Origin of the sequence: Streptomyces sp. NPDC015125, assembly GCF_043080045.1 — a bacterium.
In the GTDB taxonomy this organism is placed as follows: Bacteria; Actinomycetota; Actinomycetes; order Streptomycetales; family Streptomycetaceae; genus Streptomyces.
Genome location: NZ_JBIBVF010000028.1, coordinates 74,845 through 90,685 on the forward strand (window position 1 = coordinate 74,845; position 15,841 = coordinate 90,685).

A 15,841-nucleotide genomic window follows, 5' to 3' on the forward strand; every position below is an offset into this window, starting at 1 on the left:
GGACGCACCGCCCATGCTCGACCACCTGATCAAGGGCGCGACCGTTGTGGACGGCACGGGAACGCCCTCGTACACCGCCGATGTCGGCATCCGTGACGGCCGTATCGCCGTCGTCGTCCCGTCCGGAGCCGGAGCCGGAGCCGGAGCCGGAGCCGGAGCTGTGGCCGGAAGCGGCAGCGGAAACGGCACCGGAACCGGAACCGGCACCGGCATCGGCACCGAGGAGGCGAGGACGAGCGAGGACGCGACCGGTCTCGTCCTCGCCCCCGGGTTCGTCGATCCGCACACCCACTACGACGCGCAGCTGTTCTGGGACCCGTACGCCACCCCCTCGCTCAACCACGGGGTGACGACCGTGGCGGGCGGCAACTGCGGTTTCACCCTGGCGCCGCTGCACCCCGGGCGGCCCGACGACGCCGACTACACCCGCCGGATGATGTCCAAGGTCGAGGGCATGTCCCTGGTGGCGCTCGAAGAGGGCGCACCCTGGACGTGGAGCTCGTTCGGCGAGTACCTGGACGCGCTGGAGGGGCGGATCGCCGTCAACGCGGGCTTCATGGTGGGACATTGCGCGCTGCGGCGGTACGTCATGGGCGCGGATGCCGTCGGCGGGCAGCCGACACCCGGGCAGATGGAACAGATGCTGGCGCTCTTCCACGAGGCGATGGAGGCCGGGGCCTGGGGCTTCTCCACCACGCAGTCCGCCACCCACTCCGACGGCGACGGGCAGCCGGTCGCCTCCCGGCACGCCGGACCGGAGGAGCTGCTCGCGCTGTCGCGGGCCGTCGCCGCGCACGAGGGCACCCAGATCGAGGCGATCGTGGCGGGCTGCCTCGATCAGTTCGGCGACGGGGAGATCGAGCTGCTGGTGGCGATGAGCGCGGCGGCCGGCCGGCCGCTGAACTGGAACGTGCTGACGATCGACGCGGCGGTGCCCGAGCGGGTGCCGCGCCAGCTGATCGCGAGCGAGCGGGCCCGGGAGGCAGGCGGCCGGATCGTGGCCCTGACGATGCCGATCCTCACCCCCATGAACATGTCCCTGGGCACCTTCTGCGCCCTGAACCTCATCCCCGGCTGGGGCGAGATCCTGGGGCTGCCGGTACCCGAGCGCATCGAAAAGCTCCGCGACCCCGGCGTCCGGGACGAGATGCTGCGGCGCGCGGTCAGCAAGGAGGCGGGCGTCTTCCGGCGGCTCACCCACTTCGGCCGGTATGTCATCGGGGACACCTACTCCCCGGCGAACGAGGGCCTGACCGGGCGCGTCGTGCAGGACATCGCGGCCGAGCGCGGCCTGGAGCCCTTCGAGTGCCTGGTCGAGATCTGCGCCAACGACCACCTGCGGACGGTCCTTTGGCCGATGCCCACCGACAACGACCCGGCCTCCTGGGCACTGCGCGCCGAGACCTGGCAGCACGAGGACGTGCTGTTGGGCGGCTCGGACGCGGGCGCCCATCTGGACCGGATGTGCGGTGCGCCCTACACGACGCGCTTCCTGGGCGATTGCCTGCGCGGCAGGAAGCTGGTGGGCCTGGAGCAGGCGGTGAAGATGCTCACCGATGACCCCGCACAGCTCTTCGGGCTGCGGGAGCGCGGGCGCATCGAGGAGGGCTGGCACGCGGACCTGGTGCTCTTCGACCCGGCGCGAATCGATGCGGGCAAGGCCACGCTCGTACACGATCTGCCCGGCGACAGCCCGCGGCTGGACTCCCGGGCGATCGGCATCAATGCGGTGTGGGTCAACGGCGTCGAGACCATCCGCGACGACGTGGTGACCGGCGCGGTGCCGGGGACCGTACTGCGCTCGGGCCGGGACACGAGGACGGTGAGTACGAAGTGACGGGGGTGGGGCGGCGCACGGGGATGGTGAGCGTCAAGTGAGGCTGTTGATCGGGCTGGGGGATGGGGACGGTGAGCGTCAAGTGGGGGTGCGGGTCTGGGATATGGGGACGGTGAGCGTCAGGTGACGGTGCTGGCCTGGGGTATGGGGACGGTGAGTGTCAAGTGACGGTACTGGCCTGGGATATGGGGACGGTGAATGCCGCGTGATGGCCTCGGAGCGGCTGTTCATCGGTGGTGAGTGGGTCGAGCCCGACGGTGGTCACTACGAGGTCATCGACCCGGCGACGGAGGCGGTCGTCGGGCTCGCGCCCGAGGCGAGCCGGGCGCAGGTGTACGAGGCGGCGTCGGCGGCGCGCGAGGCTTTCGGGTCATGGTCCCGTACTTCGCCGCAGGAGCGTGCCCTGATCCTCGACCGGGCCGCGGAGGTGATGCAGCGCGACTTCGCGGCGCACGCCGAGCTGGCGCAGGCGGAGAGCGGGGCCACGACCGGGACCGCGCGCGGGATGCAGGTCGCGGTGGGGGTGGCGCGCTTCCGGCGGTATGCGAAGGGCGCGTTGGAGCCGGTCGAGCAGGGGCTGCCTCCGCAGATCAACGAGGCGGGGCATGGGGGTACCTCCGCTGCCCGCAAGGCAACGGGGGCGGGGAAGGCGGGGGTGCTGGGCGCTCTCGCCGTACGCCGGCCCGTCGGCGTCGTCACCTGCATCACCTCGTACAACAACCCGTGGGCGAACCCGGCGGGCAAGATCGCCCCGGCGCTGGCGATGGGCAACACCGTTGTCGTGAAGCCCGCCCCGCAGGACCCGCTGTCGGTGTACCGGATGGCGGCGGCGCTGGCGGAGGCGGGAGCGCCGCCGGGAGTGGTGAATGTGGTGAGCGGCGCTTCCGCGGAGGCCGGTGAGGCGGCCGTGGACTCGCCGGACGTGGACATGGTGAGCTTCACCGGCTCTACGGCCGTCGGGCAGCGCATCGCCGAGGTATGCGGACGAGGGATGAAACGCCAGCTCATGGAGCTGGGCGGCAAGGGCGCCGCAGTGGTCTTCGACGACGCGGACCTGGACTCGGCGGTGGCCGGTATCGGCACCACCTACTCCTTCTACAGCGGGCAGATCTGTACGGCGCCGACACGGGTGATCGTGCAGAGAGGGGTGTACGAGGCGCTGGTCGAGCGGCTGACGCGCTACATCGGGCACCTCAAGGTCGGCGATCCGCGAGCGCAGGGGACGGTGGTCGGGCCGGTGATCTCGGCCGTGCACCGCGACCGGGTCGAGTCGTATGTGGAGCTGGGCAGGAAGGAAGGCGCACGGGTCGTGGCGGGCGGTGCACGGCCGTCCGTTCCGGAGTGCGGCTTCTACGTCGCACCGACGCTGCTGGCCGACTGCACCCCCGATATGCGGGTCGTCCGGGAGGAGATCTTCGGCCCGGTCGTCGTGGTCGTGCCCTTCGACGAGGAGGACGAGGGGGTGGCCCTCGCCAACGACAGCGACTACGGGCTCATCGACTACGTGTGGTCCGGCGATACCGCCCGCGCCTTCCGAGTGGCCGGGCAGCTGCGGGCCGGCGGGGTCGGTGTGAACACGGTCGGCCGGAACATGGAAGCGCCCTTCGGAGGCTTCAAGCGGAGCGGGGTCGGGCGGGACGTGGGCTCGTACGCGCTGCATGCCTACAGCGAGTGGCAGGCGATTGTCTGGCCTGGGTGAGGGTGCGGGGTGCGGGGTGCGGGGGCGCGCGGGGTGTGGGGGCGGCCCGCGTTGTCGGGGAGGGAGACCGGCGGTCGGTTCCAGGGGCGGTTTCAGGGGCGGTTTCACGGGCGGAGGACCAGCTTTCCCCTCGTGCGGCGGCCGAGCAGGTCCCGGTGTGCGTCGCGCGCCCGCGCGAGGTCGTACTCCGCTCCGACCAGCGGCCGCAGGCGTCCTCGTGCCGTGAGGTCGAGCAGCTCTTCGAGCGCCGGCCCACCGGGCCCGTTCCGGGCCAGGAGCGGGATGAGCCAGAAGCCGGCGACGCCGATGTTCTCCACCGCGAGGCGGCTCGGCGCGAGGGCGGCGGCGGCCTGTCGGGACGAGGCGCCGTAGGTGACCAGTCGCCCGAGGTATCCGAGTGCGTCCAATGCGGAGTCGAGGACCGGGCCACCGATGGCGTCCAGGATGATGTCGACCGGGCGTCCCTGGTTGGCATCGAGGACCCGCTCCTTGTAGCCCTCCGCGTCGCCGTCGATCGCCGCGTCCGCGCCGAGTTCGAGGGCAAAGGCGCGCTTCTCCTCGGAGGACGCCGTGGCGATGACGCGTCCCGCCCCGAACTCCCGGGCCAGTTGGACGGCGAGACTGCCCGTCCCGCCCGCGGCGGCATGGACCACGACGCTCTCGCCGGGCCGCACGCGGGCGACCGACCGCAGCACATGCCACGCCGTCAGACCCTGTAGGAGCAGGGCCAGCGCCTCGCCCGCGCTCACCCCCTCAGGTAAGGCGACAAGGTCGCGGTCGGGGACGACCGTCTTTGCCGCATAGCCGCCCTGCGGGACATAGCCGAGGACCCGCCGGCCGTCCGCGGTCCGGCCGACGACCTCCATGCCGGGGATGCGCGGCAGCGGTCCCTTCGGCGCGTTCGGACCATCGGTGTGCTCGCCCGCGATGTGCTTGATGTCGCCGAAGTTGACGCCCGAGGCCTCCACTTCGACCAGGGTCCCGCCCGGGCCTGCCACCGGGTCCGGCACCTCGGCCTCGGTCAGTACTTCCGGGCCACCGAATCGCTCGAACTGCATGGCACGCATGAACGTCCCTCCCAGACTTGATCAAGGTTCCGCGGCTGAGCCTGGTTCCCGCAGCAGAGCCTGATTCCCGCGACCGGTCATGCTTCGCCGCGACCGATCAGGATCCCTCCGCCAAGCTACGTCGGCACCCGACGATCTCGGGGGTTTTTTCGCGGCGCCGGCTTATCCAGCCCGCATGTTCAGCCGATCGTCAGGACCGCCTTTCCACGGATCTCGCGGTTGATGAGGGCGGTGGCGGTCTCGCCGGCCTGTGCCCAGTCCGCCACCCGGTCCACGCTCGACTGAAGGCGGCCCTCGGCGACGAGGCGCACGAGATGGGCCAGATCGGGACCGGTGTTGCCGCCCGCCTGCATGCCGATCAGCTTCAGTCGGCCGATGACCAGTTGGTACGGCTGGATCGGGGTCGGTTCGGCCGAGGTGGCGCCGATGGAGATGACCGTGCCGTCCGGGGAAATCCGGCCGAGCAGCTCACCGAGCAGTGCGCCCCCGACGTTGTCCAGCACCACATCCACCGGGCCGCTGAGATCGGCCGCACCGGTCAGGACATGATCCGCGCCGAGTGCGGCCAGGCCCGCCCCGCGTGCCGGGCTGCCGACGAACGCAAACACCTCGGCGCCCGCCTGGTGGGCGAGTTGGACGGCGAAGCGCCCCACGCCGCCGGAAGCGCCGGTGATGGCGACACGCTGTCCGGGCAGCACCCCGGCCGTACGGAGTGCGCGCAGCGCCGTCAGGCCGGCCACGGGCAGGGCGGCCGCCGTGGTGAAGTCCACCGAGTCGGGCAGCACGGCGAGTTCATCGACCGGGACGGCGCGCAGCTCGGCCCAGCCGGCGTTCCAGCCCCAGGTGATGACGCGGTCGCCGGGCTTGGGGCCGCGGCCACTGGCGGCGGCCTGCTCGACGACACCGGCGGCGTCCCAGCCTGGGACGGTGCCCTCGGCGTCGTCGTCGGACTTGGGCAGCTCACCGTAGTTCAGCGAAATCGCACTGATCTTGACCAGTACCTCATCGGGCCCGGGAACGGGGTCGGTGACGTTACCCAGGGCAAGGCGGCCGGGTGCGGAGTGATCGACAACGAGGGCGCGCATCGGAATTCTCCCTAAGGGGTTTGGTGCTGACGCTGATGCCCTACGTAACCGGTGGGTTACTCCGGTTATTCCGCGCCAGCGCTACAAGTGCCTGAATGCCTCGGTGCCTCGGTGCCTCGGTGCCTCGGCGCCTCCGTGGCTCCGTGCCTGAGTTGCGGGGTGGGTGCCCGCCGGGCGATGGCCGACTGCCGGGCGATGGCCGACTGCCGGGCGGTGGGTGGTGCGGCGCGGTCGTGGATCCCGCAGCTCGCCGCATCGCACCGTCCTGTTGCCGAGCGCGCGTCCCGTTACCGAGCGCCCGCCCCGTTGTCGCGTACCCGCCCGGTCGCCGTTCCCGGTCCCGGCCCCTCGCCGTACCCTGGCCTTCCTCAGCCCCGGCGGCCCAGGAAGACCGGGTTGGTCATGGCCGCCATGGGGCCCGGCAGGCCCGCGGTCGTCGAAGGGTGGCGGACTTCCGCGCGTATGTAGGCGGCGTAATCCGCGGTGGTCTGCCAGCTGACGGTGCCGTTGCCTGAGACGGGGAGCGGAGTGGAGTACAGCCGCCCCTGGTCGATGACGAAGGAAGCCGTGCAGCCAGGGGCGCCGGAGACCTTCAACTGAGCCGTGACCTTCGCCGTACGGGGGACCTCCAAGCGCTCGGCGATCCCGGCGTGTTCGCCGCGCTCACCGGTGACGGAGAAGGCCAGATCGACCTTCGACGACTCGGCGATCCAGACCCGGCCCGCCCGGATGCCGTCCTGCAGAGCACGGCGCGAGAGATCGTCGGCGAGCACCACGGTCTGCGGCAGGCCCACCACATCCGGGTCGCGGTGGGCGTCGCTGTGGCCGACGGCCGGCAGCCAGTCCGCGCGGCCATGGGCGTGTGCGACCAGGGTGTTGTCCCATTCGGCGAGGGTGATCTCGTCGTCGGGGGTGTACGGACCGTTCCAGACCTCCACCGCATCGGCTTCGTTCAGCCCGAACTTCCAGTTGCAGCCGATGCAGGTGGCGTGCGGATGCGCCGGGATGACCAGGCCCCCGGCCCGCCGGATGGCGCGCGCGTACTTCCCGAAGGCGTTGTCGCGGGCCCGGTAGCGCCAGTCGATGAAGACCTCGGGGTCGGTGCCCATCGCCACCACGTGCCCATTGCGGGTGGTGACCTCCTCGCCGGTCAGGATCAGCAGGTCATCGCCCCACAGGCCGTCCCAGGCGCGGTGCGCGGAGGTGGTGTTGTGCTCGGAGGTGTTGATGAAGTCCAGCCCTGCGGCGCGGGCCAGCGCGGCGATTTCGGCGGGGGTGCGTCTGCCGTCGGAGTGGACGGAGTGCAGATGGCTGTCGCCGCGGTACCAGGCGCGGCCCCGGCCCCGGGCACGCTCGGGCGGATGGACGGGCGTGCGGGTGTGTCCCCGGGGTCCGTACCGCAAGGTGATCGTGACGTCGTAGGAGAGGCCCTGCGGCGCGACCGTGTACGGCCCCAGGGCGATATGCCAGGTGCCTGCGTTGACGGGGCCCGGCAGATAGCCGGGGGTGGCCTCGTCGGCGCGCAGGAAGAACTCCGTACGCGCCCCGCCCGACCAGCCACGGAAGCCGGCGCCGCCGAGGCCGGTGCCCCGCTCGTCGAAGATCCCGATGTCGCAGGCGTTGCCGGGGGTGCCCTCGGGGACGGTGGGTTTGTCGTAGCTGTAGGCAACGGCGATCTCGTGGACGCCGTGCGGTACCTCGACCGGCAGATACACGAAGTCCGGGGCGCCCGTGGGCAGATGGCCGGTCACCTGCCGGGTCTGCTCGCCCGGTCCGCCTCCGGGCTGCCCGGCAGCGGGCGTGGCGTCGGCGAAGCTCACCCGTCCGAGCGTGAGCGCGCCCGTCGCGCCCGCAACCGCCGAAAGTCTCAGAATGTCGCGTCGTTCCATCTCCGCCCCCCGTGCCGTGTCGTACTCGTCTCATGCACCTGTCGTGCCGTCTGTTCCGCCCGTGGTCGTCTCGCTCAGCTGTGCGGCCGGCTCGTTGCACCGCCTGAAAACTGTTGTACGCGGGTGTGACGGAGAGGGAAAGGCCTGTGGATAACCGTCGGGCGGTGAGGCAACATGCGGTCACTCACCCGCCTGACACGGAGGTGTCCCCCGCATGCGGATCGCGACCACGATCTTCCTCACCGACGAGACGATCCGGCCGGACCGGCTGGGCCGCGAACTGGAGCAGCGCGGTTTCGCCGGCCTCTATCTCCCCGAGCACACCCACATCCCCGCCAGCCGGGACACCCCCGCCCCCATGGGCGAGCCGCTGCCCCGCGAATACGGCCGTACCCTCGACCCGTTCATCGCGCTCGGCCAGGCCGCCGCGGTCACCGAGCGGCTCGCCCTCGGCACCGGCATCACCCTTGTCGCCCAGCACGACCCGGTCGACCTCGCCAAGCAGATCGCGACCCTCGACTTCCTCTCCGGAGGCCGCTTCACCCTCGGCATCGGCTACGGCTGGAACGTCGAGGAGGCCGCCGACCACGGCGTCGAGTGGTCGACCCGGCGGGAGCTGACCCGCGACCGGGTGGCCTTGATGCGCGCACTGTGGGCCGAGGAACCGACCGCGTATCAGGGCGCATTCGGGTCCGTACGGGCCTCCCTCGCCCACCCCAAGCCGGTACGCGGCGCGCCGCGCACCCTCCTTGGCGGCGCGGCCGGCCCCAAGCTCTTCGGGCAGATCGCCGAGTACGCCGACGGGTGGCTGCCGATCGGCGGCCGCGGGCTGACGGAGACCGTTCCGGTGCTGCGGCAGGCATGGTCGGACGCCGGGCGTACGGGCGAGCCGGTGGTGGTGCCCTATGCGGTCCAGCCCTCGGCCGGGAAGCTGGCGCACTACCGCGAGCTGGGCGTGCAGGAGGTGGTGCTGCAACTGCCGCCGGCCGGGGAGGCCGAGGTACTGCGGACACTGGACGACTTCGCGCAGTACTTGTGAGGCGTGCGGCAGACCTGCGAGGCAGAGGTGTGAGGCAGACGTGTGAGGCATTGGCGTGACCCAGGGGAGCCGGCCGTACGGGATGGGTGACGGACGGCGGAGCGGGAGAGACTCGCGGGCCCGGGGGAGTGCCCTCATGGGCATGCCCCCGGGCCCCGGCCAGACCTGGTACGCGCCCCGGCCAGACCTGGTACGCGCCCAGGCCACGGCCCCGGCCCGGCCTAGTACCAGCGGTGTAGGGCCCTTCCGCCCGGGTCGGGACCGGAGACCGATCCGCGCCGGCCTCGGGAGTCGTAGCGTCGAAGGTGCAGGGCCGCGGATCTCTCCGCAGACCGGCGGCCCGAGGAGAACGGTGAACGGCCAAGAAGATCAACGGTCCAAGAAGATCAGCGGTCCAAGAAGATCAGCGGTCCGAGGAGATCAGCGGTCCGAGGAGATCAGCGGTCCGAGGAGATCAGCGGTCCATGAAGGGCAGCGGCCCATGAAGGCCAACGGGCCCATGACGGTCAACCGGCCATCGAGGTCGATGGTCCGCGCGGATGCAGCAGATCAGGGACACGCTGATCGCTCGGCCAGAGAGATCAAGGAGATTCCATGCCTCGCCTCGACCACACGATCGTGCACAGCAAGGACCGTTTCGCCTCCGCCCGGTTCCTGGCCGGCCTGCTCGGCGCGCCCGAACCCAAGGCGTTCGGTCCCTTCGCGGCCCTCAAGCTCGACAACGGAGTGACCCTCGACTATGCCGAGCAGGTCGCCGACGGCGAGTTCGCCCCCACGCACTACGCGTTCCTGGTGTCCGAGGGCGAGTTCGACGCGATCTTCGACCGCATACAGGAGCGGGAGCTTTCCTACTGGGCCGACCCCATGCACACCAGGCCACAGGAGATCAACACCCGGGACGGCGGCCGCGGTCTCTACCTCGACGACCCCGACGGCCACAACATGGAGTTCTTGACCCGGACGTACTCCGACGAGCTGCTGGCCGGCATGTAGGGGTGCGGCACACCACCGCCGGGAAGCGGAAGTGCCCACTGAGGGCATGGACGGAACACCCGGCCGTAGTGATCAGTGGCACAGCAACCACCCGATCTCCGGCGGCGGCGCTGTCGGTGGGCGCTCGTATCCTCGGAGGATGACTTCCAGCGTGCAGGGACCTGACCAGGCATCGGAGCAAGGGACCGACCACGAAAGGGGCTCCGGGCCCGCCTCTCAGGGACGGCCGACGGCCAACGCCATGCGTCGTGCGCTCAAGAGGGCCCGCGACGGTGTGGCGCTGGACGCCGGCGAGGCCGCGGTGCTGCTGCAGGCGCGCGGCGCGGACCTCACGGACCTGTGTGCCTCCGCGGCCCGGGTGCGGGATGCCGGCCTGGAGGCCGCCGGCCGCCCCGGAGTCATCACGTACTCCCGCGGGGTCTTCATCCCCCTGACGCGCCTGTGCCGGGACAAGTGCCACTACTGCACCTTCGTCACCGTCCCCGGCAAGCTGCGCCGTGACGGCCACGGGATGTTCCTGTCACCCGACGAGGTGCTGGACATCGCCCGCCGCGGCGCCGAACTCGGCTGCAAGGAAGCCCTCTTCACCCTGGGGGACAAGCCGGAGGACCGCTGGCCCGAGGCCCGCGAGTGGCTGGAGGCGCATGGCTACGACGACACGCTCTCGTACGTCCGCGCCATGGCGATCCGCGTCCTGGAGGAGACCGGTCTGCTGCCGCACCTCAACCCCGGGGTGCTGTCCTGGACGGACTTCCAGCGGCTCAAGCCCGTCGCCCCGTCCCTGGGGATGATGCTGGAGACGACCGCCGAGCGGCTGTGGAGCGAGCCCGGCGGTCCCCACTACGGATCGCCCGACAAGGAGCCGGCCGTCCGGCTGCGCGTCCTGGAGGACGCCGGCCGCTCCAACGTCCCCTTCACCACCGGACTGCTCATCGGCATTGGGGAGACGTACGAGGAGCGCGCCGAGTCCCTGTTCGCGCTGCGCCGTATCCAGCGTGCGTACCACGGCATCCAAGAGCTGATCATGCAGAACTTCCGCGCCAAGCCGGACACGGCGATGCGCGGCATGCCGGACGCCGAGCTGGAGGAGCTGGCCGCGACCATCGCGGTGGCCCGGCACGTCATGGGCCCCTCGACCCGCATCCAGGCGCCGCCCAACCTCGTCGACGGCGAGTATGCGCTGCTCATCGACGCGGGGATCGACGACTGGGGCGGCGTCTCCCCGCTGACCCTCGATCATGTGAACCCCGAGCGTCCCTGGCCCCAGATCGACGCGCTGACCGAGCGCTGCGCCGCCGCTGGTTTCGAGCTGCGGGAACGGCTCCCCATCTACCCGGAGTTCCTCCAGCGCGGTGAGCCCTGGCTCGACCCCCGCCTGCTGCCCCATGTACGGGCGCTCGCCGACCCGGAGACGGGGCTGGCCGTGGAGGACGCCCCCGTGGTGGGCCGCCCCTGGCAGGAGCCCGACGAGGGCTTCACGGCGATCTCCTCGGGTCGTACGGACCTGCACCACACCATCGACACCGAAGGCCGCACCGCCGACCGCCGCGACGACTTCGACGAGGTCTACGGGGACTGGGAGGCGCTGCGGGAGGCCGCCGCCCCCGGGATGGCACCGGAGCGCATCGAAGCCGACGTACGGCAGGCACTGTCGCAGGCCGCCGACGACCCCACCCGGCTCACCGACGCGGAGGCGCTGGCGCTGCTGCACGCCGACGGGCCCGCCCTGGACGCCCTCTGCACCATCGCCGACCAACTACGGCGCGACACCGTGGGCGACGACGTCACCTACATCGTCACCAGGAACATCAACTTCACCAACGTCTGCTACACCGGCTGCCGCTTCTGCGCGTTCGCCCAGCGCCGCACCGACGCCGACGCCTACACCCTCTCCCTCTCCCAGGTCGCCGACCGCGCCCAACAGGCGTGGGAGGTAGGGGCGGTGGAGGTGTGCATGCAGGGCGGCATCCATCCCGACCTGCCCGGCACGGCGTACTTCGACATCGCGCGCGCCGTCAAGGAACGCGTCCCCGGTATGCATGTGCACGCCTTCTCGCCCATGGAGGTCGTCAACGGCGCGACGCGTACGGGCCTGTCCCTCCGTGAGTGGCTCACCGAGGCCAAGGCCGCCGGACTGGACACCATCCCCGGTACCGCAGCCGAGATCCTCGACGACGAGGTCCGCTGGATCCTCACCAAGGGCAAACTGCCCACCGCCACCTGGGTCGAGGTCGTCAAGACCGCCCACGAGCTGGGCATCCGCTCGTCCTCGACGATGATGTACGGCCATGTCGACCAGCCGCGCCACTGGCTCGGCCATCTGCGCCTGCTGGCACAGATCCAGCAGGAGACGGGCGGCTTCACGGAGTTCGTCACCCTCCCCTTCATCCACACCAACGCCCCCGTCTACCTCGCCGGCATCGCCCGCCCCGGCCCCACCACGCGCGACAACCGCGCGGTGACCGCGATGGCCCGGGTGCTGCTGCACCCCCACATCACCAACATCCAGACCAGCTGGGTCAAGCTCGGCACGGAAGGCGCGGCCGAGATGCTCCGCTCCGGTGCCAACGACCTCGGCGGCACGCTGATGGAAGAGACCATCTCCCGGATGGCGGGGTCGAGTTACGGCTCCTACCGCTCCATCCAGGACCTCATCGCCATCGCCGACCGGGCCGGCCGCCCGGCCCGCCCCCGCACCACGACATACGCCCCGGTCACCGAAGAACGCCAGGCCGCCGCCCTCGCTTCGGACGGCCATCTCCCTGAGCTGCTGCCCCTGGCCGACTAGAACGGGCGGCCGCGGCGATCCGCCGGGTGGCAACCCGCTGGGGGCAATCCGCTGGCGGGCGCCCGCGGCAGTCCAGGGTGGTCCACCGTCCGCGGCCCTCACTCGCCCTCGTACTCGGCCTCGTGCTGCAGGATGCACTGCTGCCACTGCGACAGTGCCTCCTCGCGGTCGCCTCCGCTGTCCTGGGCGGCGACGATCAGGGCATCGGCGGCCATGGCGGCGAGCCGTACCGCGATATGGCAGACATCGCTCTGGGGGAGCGGCCGGAGGAGTTCCACCGCGCCGTCGCTGTCTCCGGAAAGTGCGGAGGCGACAACAGCCATGGTGGTGCGATCCCACTCGTACTCGGACATGGGGAGAGCATGCCCAGCGCGCACCCCCGCCATCATCGAACGCTTTCTTCAGCCCAGTTGGCGGATCGGGCCGCCCGCCAGGAAGGCGGCGATGTCTTCGACCGCTTGCTGGAAGTAGTCCTCGTGGTTACGGCGGGTGACATAGCCGAGGTGGGGCAGGGCCGGCACGTTCGGGAGGAGGCGCAGGGGGTGGCCGGCAGGCAGCGGCTCGTGGTCGAAGACGTCCAGGCCGGCGCCGGCGATCCGGTTCTCCCGCAGCCCCCGGAGCAGCGCGGGCTGGTCGACGATGGCGGCGCGCGAGGAGGGACGAGGCTGCCGGTGGGCCGCATCCGGCGGAGCTCATCGGCGCCGGGCAGGCCGTGGGTGCGGTCGCTGAGGACGAGGTGTGCGGAGACGAAGCCGCTGGTCTCCAGGAGCTCGTCCTTGGTGGCGGCGGCCTGCACGCCCGCCTCTGCGGCGCGTTCGGCAGTGAGGTGCCGGCTCCAGGCCGTCACCTTCACGCCGAAGGCCGGGCCGATCCGGGTGACCGGCCCGGACGGGAGCTGTTTGGGCCACGCCATTTCGGCCACGCTGTTTCGGCCACGCTGTTTCGGTCATGCCGTTTCGGCCGAGCCCGTACTCATCGGGACCGTACCGGCCAAAAGCCGCCTTACGAGTGACTAGTCGCAATACCCACCTGGCCGGAAAGTGATCAATCCTGGTCGATTACAGTGCTGCGCCGGGGGCCCCGCAAGGCCCCGGGACGTAGTCGGTATCGGGAGGGCGCAGTGAGCGCAACGGGAGGCGGCGCCGCCATCTGGGGCCGCGCGGAGCAGCAGGACTTCCGTAGCCGGGTACGCGGCTGTCTGCTCGGCGGCGCCATCGGCGATGCGCTCGGTGCCGGTATCGAATTCGACTCGCTCGACGCGATCCGCACGGCGCACGGCCAGGAGGGCGTGGCCGATTTCATACCCGCCTTCGGGCGGCGCGGTGCGGTCACCGACGACACCCAGATGACCCTGTTCACCGTGGACGGACTGATCCGGGCCCAGGTACGCCGCGACACCGGCGCCTGGCATCCGCCCACCGACGTTCACCGCGCCTATCTGCGCTGGGCCGCAACCCAGCGTGACTGGGGCCCGGACGAGCGCAAGGAGGACGACGGCTGGCTCGCCCGCGAGGAGTGGCTGTACTCCCGCCGGGCGCCCGGCCGGGCCTGCCTGAGCGGTCTCGGCGACGAGGTGATGGGCACCCTCGAAGCGCCCAAGAACCCGGACTCGAAGGGCTGCGGCGCGGTGATGCGCTCCGCGCCGTTCGGCCTGCTGGTCGGCTGGGAACCGCAACTGGTCTTCCAGCTCGCCGCCGAGTGCGGGGCACAGACGCACGGCCACCCCACCGGCTACCTGGCGGCCGGCGCCTTCGCGGTCATCAGCCACTCGCTGGCCCGCGGCGAGGACCTCGACGGCGCCGTGCAGAAGGCGCTGGCGCATCTGGCCACCCGCCCGGGCCACGAGGAGACCACCGACGCCCTCAAGCGCGCGCTCGGCGCCGTACGGCAGGGCATGCCGACACCCGCCCGGGTGGAGTCGCTGGGCGAGGGCTGGACGGCCGAGGAGGCGCTGGCGATCGGCGTGTACTGCGCGCTGGTCGCCGAGGACGTCCGGCACGGCCTGCTGCTCGCCGTCAACCACAGCGGGGACAGCGATTCCACCGGCGCCATCTGCGGCAACCTGCTGGGGGCCCTGCACGGTGAGACGGCGCTGCCGCCGGTGTGGCTGGTCGAGCTGGAGGGCCGGGAGACGATTCTGCAGCTGGCCGACGACTTCTCGATGGAGATGACGCAGGGTCCCGCGCTGCACGGCCCGGCCGGCTCGTCGCCGGGGTGGCTCGCCCGGTACCCACGGGCCTGACCGGCCGTTCCGGCGTCGGACCGGCACGGGCACGGGCACGGCGGCGGGTGCCGGCGCTCCTCGATGCGCTGCAGGCCCCGGGCCGCGCGAACCCACCGGAACCGGCCAGGCCCGCGAGCCCACGGAACCGGTCAGGCCCGCGAGCCCACGGAACCGGCCAGGCCCGCGAGCCCACCGGAACCGGCCAGGCCGCGAGCGCCCGGGGGACGGCGCGGCGTACGGAGCACCCGGGGCGTGGCGCGGCGTACGGAGCGCCCGGGGCATGGTGCGGTCTACGGAGGGGCGGGGCCGCTACCGCATCAGCTCGCCCGCGTTGACCAGCAGTGACTGGCCGGTGATGGCACGCGCCCGGTCGGAGGCCAGGAAGACCGCACACTCGGCCACGTCCGCGTCCGTCGCCAGCTCGGGCAGCGCCATCCGCTCCGTCAGCCGGCCCAGCACGTCCGCTTCCGGAACGCCTTCACTGTGCGCCTGGAACCTGACGTACGCCTCCACCGGCGGTCCCCACATCCACCCGGGCTGCACGGTGTTGACCCGTATCAGGTCCGGTCCCAGCTCGCGCGCAAGCGAGTACATCGCCGAGACCAGCCCGCCCTTGGACGCCGCATACGCCGCCTGCTGCACCTGCGAGGGGGCGGCGACCGACGACTGGGTGCCGATCATCACCACCGAGCCACCGCCGCGCGCCACCAGGGACGGCAGGCAGGCGCGGGTCATCCGCAGGGTGCCGAAGAGATTGACGTCCACGACGCTGCGCCAGGAGTCGAAGTCGGCGTCCCGCAGGCCTCCGAAGAGCGAGTCCAGCGCGGCGACATGGACCACCGCATCGATCCCACCGAACCGCTCCACGGCCAGCGCGGCCAGCGCCTCGCACTGCGCCTCGTCACCGATATCGGTCGCCCGCCAGGCCGTACGCTCGCCCGAAGGGTCGAGCTGCGCAGCCGATTTGGCGAGATTCGCCTCCGTACGGGCGCCCAGTACCACCGAGGCGCCGTCCCGCACACAGGCCGCCGCGACCTGATGGCCGAGCCCTGCTCCCACGCCCGAGACGATGACGGTCTTGTTCCGCAGCAGCATGTGTGCCTCCCGGCCGGGCCCTCGACTCGTTCCTGATGGCGCGTCAGGTTAGGCCCAGGGGTCAGGGAAAGCCAGAGCTGCCGCCGCCAGGAGCACTCGTCCAGGCCCTCCCCATATGACGCATC

At 71.5% G+C, this 15,841-nt stretch carries 11 protein-coding genes and 1 pseudogene; 6 read left to right on the top strand and 6 right to left on the bottom strand.

What is annotated here, in order from left to right; genetic code table 11:
* Positions 1 to 13 precede the first annotated feature (13 nt).
* Complete coding sequence (locus ACF088_RS36975) at positions 14 to 1,837, top strand: amidohydrolase family protein (RefSeq protein ID WP_392380320.1); 1,824 nt, start codon at positions 14 to 16, stop codon at positions 1,835 to 1,837.
* Between the two features lie 208 nt (positions 1,838 to 2,045).
* On the top strand, positions 2,046 to 3,536 hold the full coding sequence (locus ACF088_RS36980; protein ID WP_392380386.1) for an aldehyde dehydrogenase family protein: 1,491 nt from the start codon (positions 2,046 to 2,048) through the stop codon (positions 3,534 to 3,536).
* A gap of 104 nt (positions 3,537 to 3,640) precedes the next feature.
* Here ACF088_RS36980 and ACF088_RS36985 read toward each other — a convergent pair whose 3' ends face one another.
* The 3 genes from ACF088_RS36985 to ACF088_RS36995 all read right to left on the bottom strand — a co-directional run bounded on the left by ACF088_RS36985 (position 3,641) and on the right by ACF088_RS36995 (position 7,577).
* A complete protein-coding gene (locus tag ACF088_RS36985; RefSeq protein ID WP_392380321.1) occupies positions 3,641 to 4,603 on the bottom strand; it encodes a zinc-binding alcohol dehydrogenase family protein in 963 nt (320 codons plus the stop codon).
* Between the two features lie 179 nt (positions 4,604 to 4,782).
* Entirely contained in the window at positions 4,783 to 5,688 is a 906-nt protein-coding gene (locus tag ACF088_RS36990; protein ID WP_392380322.1) for a zinc-binding dehydrogenase, read from the bottom strand.
* A gap of 368 nt (positions 5,689 to 6,056) precedes the next feature.
* Positions 6,057 to 7,577: a CehA/McbA family metallohydrolase gene (locus ACF088_RS36995; protein WP_392380323.1), complete on the bottom strand. Its 1,521-nt coding sequence runs from the start codon at positions 7,575 to 7,577 to the stop codon at positions 6,057 to 6,059.
* 214 nt (positions 7,578 to 7,791) lie between these two features.
* On the opposite strand from ACF088_RS36995, the gene ACF088_RS37000 reads away from it, so the two are divergent.
* The 3 genes from ACF088_RS37000 to ACF088_RS37010 all read left to right on the top strand — a co-directional run bounded on the left by ACF088_RS37000 (position 7,792) and on the right by ACF088_RS37010 (position 12,397).
* Complete coding sequence (locus ACF088_RS37000; RefSeq protein WP_392380324.1) at positions 7,792 to 8,616, top strand: TIGR03619 family F420-dependent LLM class oxidoreductase; 825 nt, start codon at positions 7,792 to 7,794, stop codon at positions 8,614 to 8,616.
* 594 nt (positions 8,617 to 9,210) lie between these two features.
* Positions 9,211 to 9,609, top strand: coding sequence for a VOC family protein (locus ACF088_RS37005; RefSeq protein WP_392380325.1), 399 nt, complete (start codon positions 9,211 to 9,213; stop codon positions 9,607 to 9,609).
* Positions 9,610 to 9,748: 139 nt separating this feature from the next.
* Positions 9,749 to 12,397 carry a bifunctional FO biosynthesis protein CofGH gene (locus ACF088_RS37010; protein ID WP_392380326.1) on the top strand — a complete coding sequence of 883 codons (2,649 nt, stop codon included), beginning with the start codon at positions 9,749 to 9,751 and terminating at the stop codon, positions 12,395 to 12,397.
* Positions 12,398 to 12,495: 98 nt separating this feature from the next.
* Here the strand turns inward: ACF088_RS37010 and ACF088_RS37015 are convergent, their stop codons facing one another.
* A complete protein-coding gene (locus tag ACF088_RS37015; protein WP_086720495.1) occupies positions 12,496 to 12,750 on the bottom strand; it encodes a hypothetical protein in 255 nt (84 codons plus the stop codon).
* A gap of 48 nt (positions 12,751 to 12,798) precedes the next feature.
* Positions 12,799 to 13,277: pseudogene (locus tag ACF088_RS37020) on the bottom strand (NAD(P)-dependent oxidoreductase); the annotation flags it as partial.
* A 240-nt stretch (positions 13,278 to 13,517) separates the two neighbouring features.
* Between ACF088_RS37020 and ACF088_RS37025 the strand changes: the two are divergent.
* Positions 13,518 to 14,639, top strand: a complete 1,122-nt coding sequence (locus ACF088_RS37025; RefSeq protein WP_392380327.1) for an ADP-ribosylglycohydrolase family protein — start codon at positions 13,518 to 13,520, stop codon at positions 14,637 to 14,639.
* 291 nt (positions 14,640 to 14,930) lie between these two features.
* On the opposite strand, the gene ACF088_RS37030 is transcribed toward ACF088_RS37025, so the two are convergent.
* Positions 14,931 to 15,716, bottom strand: a complete 786-nt coding sequence (locus ACF088_RS37030; protein WP_392380328.1) for an SDR family oxidoreductase — start codon at positions 15,714 to 15,716, stop codon at positions 14,931 to 14,933.
* Positions 15,717 to 15,841: the final 125 nt, after the last annotated feature.

What these genes read in the sequence shown, in the direction of transcription:
- ACF088_RS36975 (WP_392380320.1), top strand. Translation starts at nt 14, where the DNA reads ATGCTCGACCACCTGATCAAGGGCGCGACCGTTGTGGACGGCACGGGA.
- ACF088_RS36980 (WP_392380386.1), top strand. Translation starts at nt 2,046, where the DNA reads ATGGCCTCGGAGCGGCTGTTCATCGGTGGTGAGTGGGTCGAGCCCGAC.
- ACF088_RS36985 (WP_392380321.1), bottom strand. Translation starts at nt 4,603, where the DNA reads ATGCGTGCCATGCAGTTCGAGCGATTCGGTGGCCCGGAAGTACTGACC.
- ACF088_RS36990 (WP_392380322.1), bottom strand. Translation starts at nt 5,688, where the DNA reads ATGCGCGCCCTCGTTGTCGATCACTCCGCACCCGGCCGCCTTGCCCTG.
- ACF088_RS36995 (WP_392380323.1), bottom strand. Translation starts at nt 7,577, where the DNA reads ATGGAACGACGCGACATTCTGAGACTTTCGGCGGTTGCGGGCGCGACG.
- ACF088_RS37000 (WP_392380324.1), top strand. Translation starts at nt 7,792, where the DNA reads ATGCGGATCGCGACCACGATCTTCCTCACCGACGAGACGATCCGGCCG.
- ACF088_RS37005 (WP_392380325.1), top strand. Translation starts at nt 9,211, where the DNA reads ATGCCTCGCCTCGACCACACGATCGTGCACAGCAAGGACCGTTTCGCC.
- ACF088_RS37010 (WP_392380326.1), top strand. Translation starts at nt 9,749, where the DNA reads ATGACTTCCAGCGTGCAGGGACCTGACCAGGCATCGGAGCAAGGGACC.
- ACF088_RS37015 (WP_086720495.1), bottom strand. Translation starts at nt 12,750, where the DNA reads ATGTCCGAGTACGAGTGGGATCGCACCACCATGGCTGTTGTCGCCTCC.
- ACF088_RS37030 (WP_392380328.1), bottom strand. Translation starts at nt 15,716, where the DNA reads ATGCTGCTGCGGAACAAGACCGTCATCGTCTCGGGCGTGGGAGCAGGG.